The organism is Rhodococcus sp. IEGM 1366 (assembly GCF_033142425.1).
Taxonomy (GTDB): Bacteria; Actinomycetota; Actinomycetes; order Mycobacteriales; family Mycobacteriaceae; genus Rhodococcus_F; species Rhodococcus_F globerula.
On the sequence record NZ_JAWLRZ010000002.1, the window covers coordinates 113,475 to 129,008 of the forward strand.

Genomic DNA, 15,534 nt, shown 5'->3' on the forward strand with positions numbered 1-15,534 from the left:
AGTGCCAGATGGAAGCTGTAATTATTGCTCTCGAGCTCGTAGTGGTGCTCGGGGCAATCGTCATGGGCACTCGATCGAGTGGTGTTGCACTCGGTCTGTGGGGCGGTGCCGGCGTCGCCGTCCTTGTGTTCGTGTTCGGCGAGGACGTAGGAGCGCCGCCGGTCGATGCCCTCCTGATCGTGCTGTCCGTCGTGCTGGCGTCGTCGATGATGCAGGCAGCCGGTGGCATCGACTGGATGGTCACCATCGCGGCAAAACTGATCGAATCCAGGCCCAAACAGATCACGTTGATTGCGCCGTTGGTGTCGTTCCTCTTCTCGGTCGGCGCCGGAACGTCCAACATTCTGTATCCGCTGCTGCCCGTGATTTACGACGTGTCGTACAAGAACGGGGTGCGTCCGTCACGGCCGCTGTCGCTGTCCGTCGTCTCGACCGGTGTTGCGCTGGCGTGTAGCCCGGTATCGGCGGCCATGGCGGCGATGGTGACGTTGACCGATGTGTCGCCGTACGATTTCGAGCTCATCGACATCATCAAGATCACCTTCCCGGCAGCGGTGATCGGCATCATCATCTCGTCGTTCGCTGTGAATCGCCTCGGCAAGGAACTGGCCGACGATCCCGACGTGCAGGCAAAGCTGAAGTCCGGAGAGCTAGCCGGCCCCGGCGCTGCGGCCACCACCGAACTGGTCTCGACGAAGACCGGTCGCAACGCAGCGCTGATCTTCCTCGCAGGTGTTCTGGCGATCGTGATCTTCGGACTCTTCAAGGGAATTCGACCCGAGGCAGCCGACGGCTCGCCGCTGGGAATGACCCCGATCATCGAGATGCTGATGTTCCTGGTCGGCACTCTCATCCTGCTCGTGTGCAAGCCCAATGTGGCCGACGTTCCGACCTCGACGGTGTTCCGCGCCGGTATGGTCTCGGCGATTGCGCTGTTCGGTCTCGCGTGGCTCACCGATACGTTTATCAGCGCTCACTTGGAGCTGATCACCAGCACCGTCGGCGACTTGGTCAGTGCCGCGCCGTGGATCTTTGCGCTCGGTGTCTTCCTGGTGTGTGTGCTCACCACCAGCCAGTCGACCGCCACCAGAACCATCGTGCCGATCGGGCTTGCGGCCGGTATCGCCCCCGGACTGCTGACCGGTATGTGGGCCGGAGCGTTTGCCGGTATCTACCTGTTGCCGACAAACGGTTCGCAGATCGCGGCCGCGAACTTCGACCTCTCCGGCAGCACGAAGCTCGGTACCAAGCTCGTGGACCACTCGTTCTTCCTGCCGACGATAATCCTGGCGGTGACCACGATTACCGCCGGCGCGATATTCGGAGTGCTACTCGGCTAGCTGTCTCGGTAGTGGTCCCAGCTCGCCTTGCATGCGCGGGCGAGCTGGTCCACCCGCTCCGGATCAGAGCTCGGCCAGTCGACGCCGGGTTCCATGATGTGCGCGGCGAGGGTATCGCCGAGAAGGAACTCGCGTTTGAACTCCGCCTGCACGGCGCTGAGTGTGATGCCGGCAGCATCCGCGCGTGCTGACTGCTCGGCGAATCGCGCACCCGCTGTGATGATTTCGAAGCTGCCGAGATATGGCTGGTTAAGGGCGACAGCGTCCGGATCGTCGACCTGAAATCCCTTGCGATGTGCTGCCGCGAGAGTTCGGATGAGTTCGGGGTCCATCGTCACGGGATTGTCGCCACGTCGATTGCCGTCGTGATCACCGCGATTGGACAGTGCCACGACGTCAGGCAGCCGATCCTCCTCGGGGCGAAGTACATTGACCGCACCGTCGCGTCGCGTCGTGTGGTTCATCGTGTCGTGGAACGAGAGTGTCGTGAACGATCGCCGCACCTCGAAACCCTTCTCCACCATTTTCTCGACCAGAGAATCACGCGTGCGCTCGTACACGCCGAGTCCGCGATCTGCTGTCTCGGTGAACGTGTCGGCCAGGCGCTTCCACCCGGCGTCGTCGGTTGGTTCCAGCAGCAACGGGTAGAAGGAGAACGTGACGGGGCGGACGGCGTCTACGCCCGTGAGGTCCACCTTGTTGCCCGCCCCGGCCTGGTGAACACGTGCAAATGCTTCGCGCAGTGAAGCTTCCAGGTTTTCGGGCTTGGCGCGGTTTGGATCGCGGATCATGCGCGGATGAGGATTCTCGACGTACACGATGCGCGGATCGATTTCGGCCCACCGACGCACGATCGCGCTGGTCGACATGTCGGTGAAATCGAACTGTAGGCGCCTCGTGAACTCGGGTGCCAGAAACTCGGCAAGCTCTTCCGGGATGGCTGAACCCGAATGAGGGCAGCTCACAAGAAGATCGGCGCCCGCGATCGCGTCGTCGAGTGTGCGTGATTCACGATCGGCGTAGAACGTCAGATCGTCGGGAGTGAAGCTGGTTCCGGCCGGAATGAGTACAGGTGCACCGTTGTTCACGGCACTGTTCATGACACTGTTCATGGCACCGAGCGTAATCCAGGGCAGCGGAGTGCACTCGGCTAATCGCGCAGTCGCTCGACCAGAGCAGTCTTGATTCCAGGGCGGGTGGCGGCTACCAGTGTGAACGTGGCTTCACGCATCAGACGCTCGGCCGTGTTGCTGCCCACCAGCGAGCGCGAGCCGGTAGCCGTGACGAAAGCCGCCGCAACCCGGACTGCGAGTTCGGAGGCCACGGCGCGGGCGGCAGACATGTCGGCGTTGCCCGCCACAGCGCTGTCGAGGTGTTCACGCGCCAGTTCGGCTTGGCTTTGGAACGGTTCCGTATCGACTCCGAGATCCGCCAACTCTGCCATTGCGCGCCGCGCGACCCCCATCGCCATGGCTCCGTTGAACCACAGGCCGGGCAGTTGAGTGTTCTGGAATTGCTGATCGTCGACAACTGCAGTGACATGGGCATCGGGGATGGAAAAACCGTCGAAAGCTATTCGGACGGTGTTGCTTCCGCGAGCAGCGATAAGGGGGAGTTCCTCGACGGACAGGCCAGGCGCGTCGGTAGCCTTGACCACCGAGTGGACGATGGAATTGTCGAATTCGTCCCGCGCCGACACGAGAAGAACGTCGACGATTCCCCAGCCGGTGACAAAGGGGGCTATCCCGTCGAGGACGTATCCGTGATCGACCCGGCGTGCCCACAGCAGGGGAGGGCGCGGGATGGCGCCGGCGTAGGCGACACCGCCCTGCAGTTCTCCGCTGACGAGGCCGTCCCAGTACTGCTCAGTCAGTGCAGTGTTGGTGGTCGATGCCAAGGCGCCGACGACGCCGTGGTGCTGCATCCAGGTGAATGCAGTCGCGAGGCAACCGCCGCACAGTGTTTCGACAACCTCGACAAGTTCGGCCGCCGAAGGTCCTTCCTCGCCGAGCGCGGCCAGGCCGTAGAACCCGTCGGCGGCGAGGGCGTCGAAATGACTGCTCGGAATTTCACCGTCCGCGTCAACGCTGTCGGCAACGGGGAACAGAACGGTATCGGCGATCTCGCGCGCAAGTTCCGGCCACATGGTCACCGCTTCAGGGTATGCGGTGTGTCAGAAGGACGGGGGAGAACTCACGATCAGGAACCGGGCAATTCGATCGGTTCGGTTGAACCATCGGTGGGGAATGGTCGCCGCGTACAGCAATGTGTCCCCGACATTCAGCCGATGCCGTTCGTCCAGGCCCACTTCGACATCGACAGTTCCCTCGAGAACGTGAATGAATTCCTCGCCGGCGTGTTCAGTGTGTTCACCGGCTTCACTGTGCGGCCCGGCCGTGATTTCGTTCGGTTCCATGGTGTGTGACCCGGTGGAACAGAACCGGATCGAGGAATCGTGGGCGAGTTCGAACTTCCGGCCCTCGTGTGCCCGCACCAGACTCGACGGCGTGCGCTCGCCTTGGGCGAGTAGCGCGTGAGCGGTAGTGCCAAGCGATTGTGCGAGTCGGTGCAGATTCATCACACTCGGCACTGCGCGACCGTTTTCGGTCTGACTCAGAAACGGCTGTGAGAGACCGGATTTCAGTGCGACCTCACGCATGGTCAATCCGGCTTCCTTGCGCGCGTTGCGCACTGCGATACCGATTGCCGTTGCGATCGCCACTTGGTCGTCGTCCATGTGCTGAACATAGCAGTGCCGAGGCGGCGCATCCGAGCGGAGAATTTCATTACATGCGCGAAACAAAATTGACCACAGCAAGAAATTATCGACGTGCTCAATAGAGAAGTACACAAAACACTCCCAGCTACGGACGGAGATCGGCGCATGGCCATCCATCCAGTCGACGAGCGGTTGCCCTTTGCCCGCCAGTCAGCTTTTGCTCTTCAGCACGTCCTGATCATGTACACAGGCTGCATCACGGTACCGCTGGTGTTCGGTGCGGCCGTGGGCCTGGACCGTAGCACCGTTGCACTGCTGATCAGCGCCGATCTGCTTGTTGCCGGCATCATCACCATCATTCAGAGCCTGGGCGTGGGGAAGGTTGCGGGCGTACGACTTCCGATCGTCTGCGGCGCCACATTCGCCGGCCTGACACCGATGATTCTCATCGCCCAGGAATACGGATTGCAGGCGGTGTACGGCTCCATGCTGGTCGGTGGTGTGGTCGGAATCGCGCTGGCAGTGCCATTTGCCAAGATCGTCCGTTACTTTCCGCCGCTCGTGACCGGAGTGGTCCTGACCGTGATCGGTATCTCGCTGATCGGCGTCGCCGGCGGCCTGATCGTCGGAAACGACCCCACCGCACCGACGTTCGCAGATCCCAAGAACCTCGCGCTGGCCGCAGCTGTCGTTGCGATCGCAGTCGGTTTCATCTGCCTCGGGCGCGGTATGTGGACTCAGCTGGGAGTCCTGATCGCGCTGGTCATCGGTACCGTCATCGCCATTCCGATGGGCTTGATCGACCTCGGTGGTGTATCCGGTTCCGCGTGGGTCGGCATTCCCATGCCCTTCCATTTCGGAGCACCCGAGTTTCCGGTCACCGCAGTGGTGGCCATGAGCATCGTGATGGCAGTCGTGTTCGCAGAATCGACCGCCAGCATGTTGGCAGTCAGTGAGATCACCGGAAAGCCCTTGAAAAAGGCTGATTTGGCGCGTGGCCTGGTGGCCGACGGCATGTCCGGAGTGCTCGGCGGTATCTTCAACGCCTTTGTCGACACCGTGTTCTCGCAGAATGTCGGCGCCGTCGCGACTACCCGCGTGTACAGCCGATACGTCACCGCTACCAGTGGCGCCATCCTCATCGTTCTCGGACTGATCCCCCGAATGGGTGAAGTTGTTGCAGCACTGCCTGATCCGGTGGTGGGTGGCGTCGGCATCATCCTGTTCTCCACGGTTGCCGTCGTCGGCATCAACACACTCCGCAAGGTCGATCTCAGCGATCCGATCAATACGACCATTGCCGCGGTATCCGTCGGAATCGGTCTCCTTCCGGAGTTCGCGGAAGGAATGTTCGAGCGGTTCCCGTCGTCTGCGCAGATCCTGCTGGGTAGTGGAATCACCCTGGCCGCGGCGTCCGCCTTCACGCTCAACTTGCTGTTCAACCACACCCGACTCGGCGAACTCGCCCGCAGTTCGCGCGAGAGCCTTCCCGAATCACCTGCAGTCGCACAATCCCCAGTCACACCGACAGGAGACGCCCATGTCACAGTTACCGCCTGAGTCCTTCGAAGTCCCCGTCATCGACATCTCCCCGTACGTTCTCGGCGGTTCGCCGCAGGAGCAGGCCAGAGTTGCCGCCGAGATCGACGATGCCTGCAGCAGAGTGGGATTCATCCAGATCCGGGGTCATGGAATTCCTGCGGAAGTGGCGGGAGGTCTCGCCGGCGCGATGGACGATTTCTTTGCACTGCCGATGGAGGCGAAGAACGAGTACCGCGTTGCCGGAGCCAACCGCGGGTACAGCCCACCCAAGAGTGAATCGCTGAGCCTGAGTCTCGGCGTGGAATCCGCGACCCGGATGAACGATTTTTTCGAGGCGTTCAACGTCGGCATCGAAGCTCGGTCGTTCACCGATCTTGATCTCTCCGAAGTGGATTACGGTATCAACGTGTGGCCGGACGTCGAGAAATTCCGGGCCAGGATCGAGTCGTACTACACACACGCAGCACGGGTAGCTCGCACGCTGACCACTATCTTCGACGATGCGCTGGGGCTGACGCCGGGGTTCTTCGACTCGATCACCGATCACTCGATCGACGTGCTGAGAATGAACAACTACGCGTTGCCCGAGGGAACCGTGACGCTGGACGGCGAGCTCAAGGGGATGGGCGAACACACCGACTTCGGGCTTGTCACCGTCCTGTGGGCCGATCAGGTCGAGGGGCTCCAGGTACTCGGAAGTGACCAACGGTGGCACGACGTGTGGCCTGAAGACGATGCGCTACTGGTCAATCTGGGCGATCTGACTGCCCAGCTAACCAACGACCGCTGGATGTCGACGCTGCACCGCGTGGCACCTCCCGTGGTGAACGGCACGATCAAGCGTCGTCGTTCCGCCGCGTTTTTCCACGACGGAAACGTCGATGCCGTGATCGAAACGCTGCCGAGTTTCTTCGACGAGTCCGGACTGGCGTACGAACCTGTCTCCGTCCGGGATCACATCAAAGCCAAGCTGGCCGGATCGCGGCAGGGCAAGTCCAACACCGCGGCCGGGCGCGAAGCCGAGCGGGTTCGCGTCGCAGCGCAGCTGGAGGCAACGTCGTGACTGCCAGGAATCTTGTTCTGGTCCACGGTGCCTGGGCCGGAGGCTGGGTCTGGGATTCGATGCTGGAACCACTGCGAGCGGCGGGGTTCAACCCGGTAGTCGTTGACCTTCCCGGGGCCGGCGTCCTCGATCGGGACACTGTCGTAGACCTAAGTGCCGTGACCGATCACGTTGTAGCGGTGCTCGATTCGCTGGACGGTCCGGCTGTGCTGGTAGGCCACTCGGGTGGTGGCATCGTGGTGTCGCAGGTTGCCGAGCGAGTTCCCGCTGCGGTCGCGGGAATCGTGTATGTCGCCGGGATGATGCTGCCGTCGGGTATGGACTTCGGAATGCTGTGCAACGAAGTGGAATTACCGGCGCCCGTCGGGATCTCGCGATGGGTGGTCAGCTCGGATGACGGGTTTTCGAGTGTGGTCCCACCCGAAGCCGGTGCAGCGGTGTTCTTCCACGAGGCCCCGGTAGCCGACGCGATCGCTGCGGCACGCCAACTTGTGCCACAACAGGAAACTGCACGACTGATGGCACCGACAATCACCCCCGAGCGATTCGGTACGGTTCCGCGCCTATACGTCGAATGCACCTTGGACCGTACAGTTCCGATCGAGACGCAGCGAGGAATGCAGCAGCGAGTGCCTGGGGCCAACGTGGTGAGTCTCGAGACCGATCACGCTCCGCAATTGTCCGCGCGCACCGAATTGGTCACCGCGATCGCCGAATTTGCCGCAGATGCCCTCAGCCGAACTCGACGCCTTGAGCCAGCGGTAGTTGGTCCGAGTAGTTGATCGTGTTGGTTGCGCGGCGCATGTACGCCTTCCACGCATCGGAACCCGATTCGCGTCCGCCGCCGGTGTCCTTCTCGCCGCCGAACGCGCCGCCGATCTCTGCGCCCGACGTGCCGATGTTGACGTTGGCAATACCGCAGTCGGAACCGTCGGCTGCGAGAAACCGTTCGGCTTCCCGCTGATCGAGTGTGAAGATCGAGGATGAAAGACCCTGCGGCACAGCATTGTGGAGTGCGATGGCATCGTCGAACTCGTTGTAGGTGACAACGTAGAGGATGGGTGCAAAGGTCTCGGTGTGCATGATCTCGCTTTGTTTCGGCATCCGGACCAGCGCCGGGCGCACGTAGCAACCGGTGTCGCCGACCCGCTCACCGCCGCAGACGACGGTGCCGCCGCTCGACTGCGCGGCGGTGAGCGCGGACTGCATCGCCTCGAGTGCGGCGTCGTTGATCAGCGGACCGACCAGGACGCCGTCGTCGAACGGGTTGCCTACCTGTAGTTGTGCGTAGGCGGCAGAGATTCTTGCGACCAGCTCGTCGGCTATCGATTCGTGAACGATCAACCGGCGCAGCGATGTACACCGCTGCCCCGCAGTTCCGGCCGCTGAGAAGACAATTCCGCGGACTGCCAGATCAAGATCCGCGGACGGGGTGACAACGGCGCCGTTGTTTCCGCCCAGTTCGAGGAGGCTTCGTCCGAACCTCGCCGCCACTCGCGGCGCAACCTCGCGTCCCATGCGTACCGACCCGGTGGCACTCACCAGCGCGACCTGCGGATTGTCCACCAGTGCCGCACCCACGTCGCGTCCACCGATCACCAGTTGATGGACGCCTCGAGGGGCGTCGCAATCGGCGAGGGCGCGGCGAAGGAGGGTATGGCAGGCCAGCGCGGTCAAAGGTGTGGTCTCGGACGGCTTCCAGACCACCGTGTCTCCGCACACCAGAGCGATCGCGGTGTTCCACGACCACACCGCGACCGGGAAGTTGAAGGCCGAGATGACACCGACAACACCGATCGGATGCCACGTCTCCATCAGTCTGTGTCCTGGCCGTTCCGAAGGCATGGTCCGCCCGTAGAGTTGGCGCGAGAGACCAACCGCGAATTCGCAGATGTCGATCATTTCCTGGACCTCGCCGAGTGCTTCCGACGAGATCTTGCCGGCCTCGAGCGTGACCAGTTCCGCGAGATCCGTTTTGTGCTCGCTCAGGAGTCGGCCGAGTTGCCGCACGACGGCGCCGCGGATCGGCGCAGGAACCGTGCGCCAGTCACCGAACGCGTCGTGTGCTGCGGCAACCGCGCCGTTGACATCGTCAGCGGAATGTTGTTCCAGACTGCGAATTTCGGTTCCGGTAATCGGTGTGCGAGCCGTCAGGTTGCCGGTGGGCCACTCGGCTCCGCAGCGAGCAAGCGCGGAGTGGGCGCGCTCGGCGAGAGCGGAAGGATCGGGAAGGTTCACGGGTGAGTCCTTTCGCGGGAGGCGTCCTGCTGCGTGCGGTACAACTCGAAAGGGTCGAGGATGGGGTGTCCGATGGCACCCTCGAGTCGATCCTGCCCGTAATCGGCGCTGTCCGCATCGGAAACGAATCCACCGGGCGAATCGAGGTTCGACGCAAAGATCCCAGCGGCGGACGCCGGCAGGAAGTCTTCGTAGACGATGGGCTCGCGAATTATCCTCGAACCGTCACGTCGGTAGGTGAAATACGCCAGGTCGGCGTCGGCAAGGCCGTCCTCCGTGGATGGAAACGCGTCTTCCCATACCGCCGTGTCCGGGGAGGAGATCAGAGCGTCGTAGATCTCGCGGCCCGTGCGAGTCAGCGCTATGCCGCGGGCCTCGACTTCACCGAAGCGCACGCGGACGGGGACATCGTGCACCGAACCATCCGGCTCGCGGAACGGGCGGTTCTCGGCCAACGCCCGAAACGAGGTCTGCCGCAGCAGGAGTGGTGGACCACCCCATCGCGGTGGACCCTGAATCCGGTCGATCATGGTGATGCCGCGTTCGGTCATGCGGCGGTACAGATCGTCGATGTCGAGTACCCGCGGGGTGAGATGGTTGAGGTGGGTCGACCTTTGGCCTGCGATGTCCGCGGCCACCGGGGAGATGTGCGCAAGTTCGCGATACCAGGGCGCGTCGATCGGCCCGGTTCCGAGGCGGAAGGCGCGGGTGGCGGCGTCGACGAAGTGTGTCGCCTGCGGCTCCGGCAACCCGTTGTCGCGCTGCGCCGTCGCGGCCAGGCGAAGCAGGTCGGGGGAGAAGAGAGATCGCGTACCCAGATATGCGGCGATTCTGCGCTGAAGATCGGCCGTGAAGAAGCGCTTGTCTCCGGTAGTGAGAACCGAAGTGAAGACGCGGAATGGGTTCAGCGCGAGTTCCCCCGGATCGGTAGGACGGAATGCGGTAGAGACCACGGGAACAGGGGGATCGGTGAGCCGCAGATCGTAGAACCCGACCGCCGACATCCCGAGGGCGCCGAAGATCGTCGCGACGTCGCGCAGTTCGCCGAGAGTGCCCAGCCGGATCGCACCGTGCCTTTCCGCACTGATCCGGCCCAGGGTTCCCCAGCGTTCCGAGCCCGGACGGGTGGCCGTGTAATCCCGATTGACCTGCAGTGTCACGTCAACCAGCGTGTTGTACGCTGGAACCTCGTTCCCGTACATCCGCGACAGTTCGGCGGCAAACCGAGAACGTAACTGCCACTTTTCAAGCATGTGTATGTCCGGTTACGTTAACCTTCGCGGGTGGGTGACGAACAGAATGACGGCGGAATTCCTCCGGTCGACGACACGGACAAGTTGTTGATTCGAGAGCTCGTTGTGGACGGGCGTGCCACTTTGGCGAGTCTTGCCGACAAGGCGGGGTTATCGATCTCGGCGGTGCAGTCGCGGGTGCGTCGGCTTGAATCGCGCAACGTGATCCGGGGGTACGCGGCAAAGATCGATCCGGAAGCTGTGGGTCAGAATCTGTCGGCATTTGTCGCGATCTCCCCTCTGGATCCTTCTCAACCCGACGATGCGCCGGCCAGGCTCCGGCACTTGCCCCAAGTGGTGTCCTGTCACTCGGTAGCCGGGGCCGAAAGCTACGTACTTCTTGTTCGAGTCGCCTCGCCCCGGGCATTGGAGGCGTTGCTGCAGGAGATCCGAACGGCGGCCAATGTGAGCACCCGTAGCACGGTCATTCTTCAAACATTTTACGACGAATGACCGATCTGCAGTAATTTTTCCATCTAATCATCGACATGGCAATAATTTTGACTTAATCTTTGCGTATGAGTACCGCGACGCAAGGCTTCGACGGCAGTGCGGATTTCCCGGTGTTCGAGGTCCTGTCTGCCAGTATCCTCACGGACGGATTCGATCTGGTTCTCGATCTCGAACGCTCGCACGGTGTGTATCTACAAGATCTCCGCACCCGTGTCGACTATCTGGACATGTTCGGGTTCTTCGGGTCGTCGGCGCTCGGAATGAACCATCCGGACATTGCCGACGACGAGGCATTCTCGCGCGAATTGGCAATGGTTGCAGCAAACAAGCCGAGTAATTCCGACATCTACAGTGTGCCGATGGCACGATTTGTCGACGCCTTCGTTCGGGTGCTTGGCGATCCGGCGTTACCGCATCTGTTTTTTGTGGACGGCGGCGCCCTTGCTGTGGAGAATGCGCTGAAGGTGGCGTTCGACTGGAAGAGCCGACGGAACGAAAGTGAGGGGCGCTCACCGGATCTCGGGACCAAGGTCTTGCACCTGACCGAGGCTTTCCACGGGCGCAGTGGCTATACGATGTCGCTCACCAACACCGATCCGGGAAAGGTTGCCCGGTTTCCCAAGTTCGACTGGCCTCGGATCACCTCGCCCTATGTCGCGGACGGCCGCGACATCGAGGCTGTCGAGCAGGAAACCTTGGCACAGGCCCGGCAGGCATTTCACGAGAATCCGCACGACATCGCCTGTTTCATCGCCGAACCGATCCAGGGTGAGGGTGGTGACCACCATTTCCGGCCTCGGTTTCTCCAGGCGATGCAGGAATTGTGCCGCGAGAACGACGCATTGTTCGTTCTCGACGAAGTGCAGACCGGGTGCGGATCAACCGGAACGCCCTGGGCCTACCAACAATTGGGGTTGGCACCGGATGTCGTGGCCTTCGGGAAGAAGACTCAGGTCTGCGGCATCATGGCAGGCGGCCGTGTCGACGAGGTGCACGACAACGTTTTTCACATCAGCTCGCGGATCAACTCGACGTGGGGCGGCAATCTCACCGACATGGTGCGTGCCCGGCGCATTCTCGAGGTCATCGAACGCGACCGGTTGATCGACCGGGTTCGATTCACCGGCGCGCACCTACTTCAGCGACTGACCGCGACAAGCGAAAGGTTCGACGAGGTCACCGAACCCCGCGGACGTGGCCTCATGTGCGCGATCACCCTGAGCGCCACCGAGTTACGCGACCGGGTGGTGACCGCGCTTCGCGAGGACGAGCATGTCCTCATTCTGCCGAGCGGGCAGCGCGGAATTCGGTTCCGTCCACCGCTGACCGTGACAACCGGTGAGTTGGACGCAGCGGTGGACGCCGTCGAGCGGGTACTGCACACACTTACCGCGTGAGCTCGGCCCAGATCCGATCCGGCGTCATCGGAGTGGCGAGGCACCGAACACCCACCGCGTCGAAGATAGCGTTGGCCAGTGCCGGGGCAACGGGATTGAACGGCGCTTCGCTCATGGACTTGGCGCCGAATGGTCCCAACTTGTCGTAGGTATCGGCAAAAAGAACCTCGGTGATCGGGAGATCCGCCAACTGCGGAACGTGATAGTTGCGCAATTGCGGATTCACCACATGCCCGTCCTCGATGACGATCTCCTCGAACATCGCTGCGCCGAGTGCCTGTCCCACACCACCTTCCACCTGCCCACGCAATTGTGCGGGGTTCAGTACCGTGCCGGCGTCGGCAGCCTGGACCGACTGCAGAATGACGACCCGGCCCGTTGCTGTATCCACCGCGACCCGAAAGCCGTGGACGTTGAACGCCACCGACCGCGGCGAGCCGTCATGGTGGCCGTTGGCCGAGAGCGGTCCGCCGTCGAGGAGTGCAGGGAAACCGACAGAGCCGGTTGTGGTGGTTACACCGTCCGTCGCGAGTTCGACCGGACCGACGCACAGTGATTGTGCTCGTGCGAGTATCCGATCACGGAGGCGTTCGCACGCGATCTGGAGAGCCTTGCCCGCCACAACGGTGCCGGCCGAACCGAAGGCGCCGGTGTCGTGTCCACCGATGTCGGTGTCGGATTGAGCGATCACGATGCGATCGACGGTGGTTCGCAATTCGGTGGCGGCAATCTGATGATGAACTGTTGTTGTCCCGTTACCGAATTCGGCGGTACCGATCCGGACCACATAGCGCCCGTCGGCCTCGAGGGTGACCGTGGTGTCGGCGAAGTGTCCGCGCGGCGGGATCGTGGCGATCATCGCAACGGCCATGCCCTGCCCCGTTTTCCACCGGGGTCCGTCTGGCGGCGTCTGCCCGCGTCCGCTCGACAGCGCGCGCTCGACCAGGTCCAGACACTGATCGAGACCGTAACTGCCGAACTCGAGGTCGCCGTCCTCGACGTGCCAGTCCACGAAGTCGTCTCCCGGAACCACCACGTTGCGTCGACGGAACTCGAACGGGTCGACGCCGAGTTTCCGAGCAAGTTGATCCATCGCGGATTCGACGGCAAAGATGATCTGCCCCAGGCCGTAGCCGCGGAACGCACCAGACGGCACATTGTTCGTGTACACGGCCTCGGCGTCGACGCGTTTGGTCGGGCAACGGTAGACGGCAATAGATTCCGCGCAGCCGTGGAACATCACTCCGACGGAATGGTTGCCGTATGCGCCGGCGTCGGAGAGGACGTCGATCGCCAGCGCGTTCAGGTGGCCATGCTCGTCAGCGCCCAACCGGACCGACACCCGCATCGGATGCCGCGACGGGGCCATCGTGAACTGATCGCTGCGACTGAACTCGTACTGCACCGGTCGGCCGGTCTTCCGGACGGCAAGGGCAACAAGATCCTCGGTCAGCATTTCCTGCTTGCCGCCGAAACCGCCACCCACTCGCGCGGTGAACACGCGGACTTTCTCGCGGGTGAGACCGAAGATGTGTGCCAACTCGTCCCGAACCAGGAACGGCACCTGCGTGCTGCTGCGAATGACAAGCCGGCCACCGGAGTCCAGCCATCCCACCGCGGCGTGCGTCTCCATGGCAACGTGCTGAACCCGAGCGGTCTGCCACGTGCCTTCGACAACGGCAGCGGATGCACTCAGGGCTTTCTCGACGTCGCCCACTCCGTCGTGGAGTGCGGCGACGATATTGCGCGTGGGCTCGGCGATACGAGCGGACATATCCTTGTCCGCGTGCAGAAGCGGCGCGCCGGGCGCGCGAGCGGGCTCCGGATCGAAGACAGCTGCGCGAACCTCGAAGTCGACCTCGATCAGCGCGAGCGCGCGCTGTGCGTCCCGCGGTGTCTCTGCAATGACAGCGGCAACTCGCTGACCGACGAAACGTACGGTGCGGTCGAAGATGCGGGTGTCGTCCGGATCGTCGGTGCGGTTCTGATGGCGCGCTGTGGAGAAGAGAACATCCGGGCTGTCGAGATAGGTCAGAACGGCAACGACACCTGGCGCGGACTGTGCTGCGTCAGTGTTGATCTCCTTGACATACGCATGGGGGTGCGGGCTGCCGAGAACCGCTGCATGCACCAAGCCCGAAGGGACGTCGCCCTCGGCCAGATCCAGAGTGAAGGGTTCTGTTCCGGTGACGATTCGACTCGAAGCCGGGGCCGCAATGGAACGGCCCTGAGCTACAGAGCGAACCGCGTCCTCGACGTTCTTCGCGCCCGCCAGAGCGTCGCGGATCGAGCGATACCCCGTGCAGCGGCACAGGTTTCCCTTCATCGACGCCGGCAGGTTCTCCTTCTGCGCGGGTGTCAGCGCCGACGCCGTCACCACCATGCCTGCGGTGCAGAATCCGCATTGAAATCCGCCGGCGCCGACAAACGCCTGCTGCACCGGGTGCAGATCGTCTTCAGTGCCGAGACCGGTTGCGGTCACAATCTCGTGCCCGTCGACGCGGTGCGCCGGGAAGATGCACGAATGCGTGGGCGTGCCGTCCAGCAGTACCGAACACGCGCCACAATCCCCGGCGTCGCACCCCTTCTTGACGGACATGACGCCGTGCTCGCGCAGGAACGTCCGCAAGCACTGTCCCGGACGTGGTTCGTCGTCGCGGGCAACCCCGTCGACGGAGTACTTCATGTGAGTTCCTCCCTGACCTCTTCGGCCAGTAGTGCTGTCATCGACTCACGCCAGGGTGCGCTGCCGTGGACGTCCGTGAAATAACAGTCGGCTGGGATCACGCGAAGGGCGTCGGCCAACTCGGACGCGCTCGGGTGGGCGTCGAATCGCAGCACGTGGGGCCGCCGCGTTGCCGCCGTGACGCTGAGTGTGAAACCAGCGACGTCTTTTCGGCCCGCTACGACAACGGCAGACCGTCCGAGTGAGGTCTGAGCGAGTTTGCGTAATGCGGTGCGGGCGAGCAGCGACCGAGTGGGGAGAGTGATGCACCGAATGATGTCGCCGACGCCCAGCGCGTTGGTGCCGTTTCCGGTCACAAAATCTTTCACGGCCACACGGTATTCGCCGCTGCCCGGACGCCACACGGTCAATTCGCCGTCGAGAGTGACGGCCATCGTGGTCATGGCGCCGGCGGGAAACGACAGAGCGATGTTTCCGCCGACGGTGGCGTGGCGCAACACTTTCCACGACGCAAGCAGCGCGTCCGCGCAGTCCCGAAACAACTGCTGAGCCCGGAACTGTGCCACGAGTTCGGAGCGGCACAGTTCCTCGATGGTGCAGGTCGCGGCAATCTCGAGGCCATGTTCGGTGACTGTGAGCGGCTCCCAGCCGAAGCCGGCCAGATCGACAAGCGTGCTCAGATGAGGTTGAGGTTCGGAATACAGCCAAGTGCCGCCTCCGATGAATCCGACACCGGTCGAGGGACCGGGCAGATCGGTCCGAGTGGCCGGCACCAGAACCTGATCGACCGTGTGCAGATCCACT

13 protein-coding genes are annotated in these 15,534 nt (G+C 62.8%); 6 read left to right on the forward strand and 7 right to left on the reverse strand.

The features are described from left to right. Positions 1 to 8: 8 nt before the first annotated feature. Positions 9 to 1,340 carry an anaerobic C4-dicarboxylate transporter family protein gene (locus R4P64_RS06390; RefSeq protein WP_095887913.1) on the forward strand — a complete coding sequence of 444 codons (1,332 nt, stop codon included), beginning with the start codon at positions 9 to 11 and terminating at the stop codon, positions 1,338 to 1,340. On the opposite strand, the gene R4P64_RS06395 is transcribed toward R4P64_RS06390, so the two are convergent. Genes R4P64_RS06395 through R4P64_RS06405 form a run of 3 tightly spaced genes read right to left on the reverse strand, consistent with a single transcriptional unit; the run spans position 1,337 to position 4,077 of the window. After that, entirely contained in the window at positions 1,337 to 2,452 is a 1,116-nt protein-coding gene (locus R4P64_RS06395; RefSeq protein ID WP_317819873.1) for an N-formylglutamate amidohydrolase, read from the reverse strand. The two genes, R4P64_RS06390 and R4P64_RS06395, sit on opposite strands and share 4 nt — an antisense overlap. 38 nt (positions 2,453 to 2,490) lie before the next feature. After that, positions 2,491 to 3,492: an acyl-CoA dehydrogenase family protein gene (locus R4P64_RS06400; protein WP_095886596.1), complete on the reverse strand. Its 1,002-nt coding sequence runs from the start codon at positions 3,490 to 3,492 to the stop codon at positions 2,491 to 2,493. A 21-nt stretch (positions 3,493 to 3,513) separates the two neighbouring features. Continuing rightward, complete coding sequence (locus R4P64_RS06405) at positions 3,514 to 4,077, reverse strand: helix-turn-helix domain-containing protein (protein WP_092801277.1); 564 nt, start codon at positions 4,075 to 4,077, stop codon at positions 3,514 to 3,516. A gap of 147 nt (positions 4,078 to 4,224) precedes the next feature. On the opposite strand from R4P64_RS06405, the gene R4P64_RS06410 reads away from it, so the two are divergent. Genes R4P64_RS06410 through R4P64_RS06420 form a run of 3 tightly spaced genes read left to right on the forward strand, consistent with a single transcriptional unit; the run spans position 4,225 to position 7,446 of the window. Next, complete coding sequence (locus R4P64_RS06410; RefSeq protein ID WP_317819875.1) at positions 4,225 to 5,619, forward strand: nucleobase:cation symporter-2 family protein; 1,395 nt, start codon at positions 4,225 to 4,227, stop codon at positions 5,617 to 5,619. Continuing rightward, complete coding sequence (locus R4P64_RS06415; protein ID WP_317819877.1) at positions 5,600 to 6,664, forward strand: isopenicillin N synthase family dioxygenase; 1,065 nt, start codon at positions 5,600 to 5,602, stop codon at positions 6,662 to 6,664. The genes R4P64_RS06410 and R4P64_RS06415 overlap by 20 nt, the downstream gene beginning before the upstream one ends. Then, on the forward strand, positions 6,661 to 7,446 hold the full coding sequence (locus R4P64_RS06420; protein WP_033231242.1) for an alpha/beta fold hydrolase: 786 nt from the start codon (positions 6,661 to 6,663) through the stop codon (positions 7,444 to 7,446). Before R4P64_RS06415 ends, R4P64_RS06420 begins: the two co-directional genes overlap by 4 nt. On the opposite strand, the gene R4P64_RS06425 is transcribed toward R4P64_RS06420, so the two are convergent. Further along, on the reverse strand, positions 7,397 to 8,902 hold the full coding sequence (locus R4P64_RS06425) for an aldehyde dehydrogenase family protein (RefSeq protein ID WP_033231241.1): 1,506 nt from the start codon (positions 8,900 to 8,902) through the stop codon (positions 7,397 to 7,399). The two genes, R4P64_RS06420 and R4P64_RS06425, sit on opposite strands and share 50 nt — an antisense overlap. Then, entirely contained in the window at positions 8,899 to 10,155 is a 1,257-nt protein-coding gene (locus R4P64_RS06430) for a VOC family protein (protein WP_317819880.1), read from the reverse strand. The genes R4P64_RS06425 and R4P64_RS06430 overlap by 4 nt, the downstream gene beginning before the upstream one ends. A 30-nt stretch (positions 10,156 to 10,185) precedes the next feature. On the opposite strand from R4P64_RS06430, the gene R4P64_RS06435 reads away from it, so the two are divergent. Both R4P64_RS06435 and lat read left to right on the forward strand, forming a co-directional pair. After that, positions 10,186 to 10,647 (forward strand): Lrp/AsnC family transcriptional regulator, encoded by a 462-nt coding sequence (locus R4P64_RS06435; RefSeq protein ID WP_045070647.1) that lies wholly within the window; start codon positions 10,186 to 10,188, stop codon positions 10,645 to 10,647. 65 nt (positions 10,648 to 10,712) lie between these two features. Further along, positions 10,713 to 12,044, forward strand: coding sequence for an L-lysine 6-transaminase (gene lat / locus R4P64_RS06440; RefSeq protein WP_172936039.1), 1,332 nt, complete (start codon positions 10,713 to 10,715; stop codon positions 12,042 to 12,044). Here the strand turns inward: lat and R4P64_RS06445 are convergent. After that, on the reverse strand, positions 12,034 to 14,730 hold the full coding sequence (locus R4P64_RS06445) for a molybdopterin-dependent oxidoreductase (protein WP_317819883.1): 2,697 nt from the start codon (positions 14,728 to 14,730) through the stop codon (positions 12,034 to 12,036). The genes lat and R4P64_RS06445 overlap by 11 nt on opposite strands. Continuing rightward, positions 14,727 to 15,533, reverse strand: coding sequence for an FAD binding domain-containing protein (locus R4P64_RS06450; RefSeq protein ID WP_033231237.1), 807 nt, complete (start codon positions 15,531 to 15,533; stop codon positions 14,727 to 14,729). Before R4P64_RS06450 ends, R4P64_RS06445 begins: the two co-directional genes overlap by 4 nt. Position 15,534: the final 1 nt, after the last annotated feature.

Coding starts and splice junctions, on each gene's coding strand:
- lat (WP_172936039.1), top strand. CDS start 10,713: ATGAGTACCGCGACGCAAGGCTTCGACGGCAGTGCGGATTTCCCGGTG.
- R4P64_RS06410 (WP_317819875.1), top strand. CDS start 4,225: ATGGCCATCCATCCAGTCGACGAGCGGTTGCCCTTTGCCCGCCAGTCA.
- R4P64_RS06415 (WP_317819877.1), top strand. CDS start 5,600: ATGTCACAGTTACCGCCTGAGTCCTTCGAAGTCCCCGTCATCGACATC.
- R4P64_RS06430 (WP_317819880.1), bottom strand. CDS start 10,155: ATGCTTGAAAAGTGGCAGTTACGTTCTCGGTTTGCCGCCGAACTGTCG.
- R4P64_RS06445 (WP_317819883.1), bottom strand. CDS start 14,730: ATGAAGTACTCCGTCGACGGGGTTGCCCGCGACGACGAACCACGTCCG.
- R4P64_RS06405 (WP_092801277.1), bottom strand. CDS start 4,077: ATGGACGACGACCAAGTGGCGATCGCAACGGCAATCGGTATCGCAGTG.
- R4P64_RS06395 (WP_317819873.1), bottom strand. CDS start 2,452: ATGAACAGTGTCATGAACAGTGCCGTGAACAACGGTGCACCTGTACTC.
- R4P64_RS06390 (WP_095887913.1), top strand. CDS start 9: ATGGAAGCTGTAATTATTGCTCTCGAGCTCGTAGTGGTGCTCGGGGCA.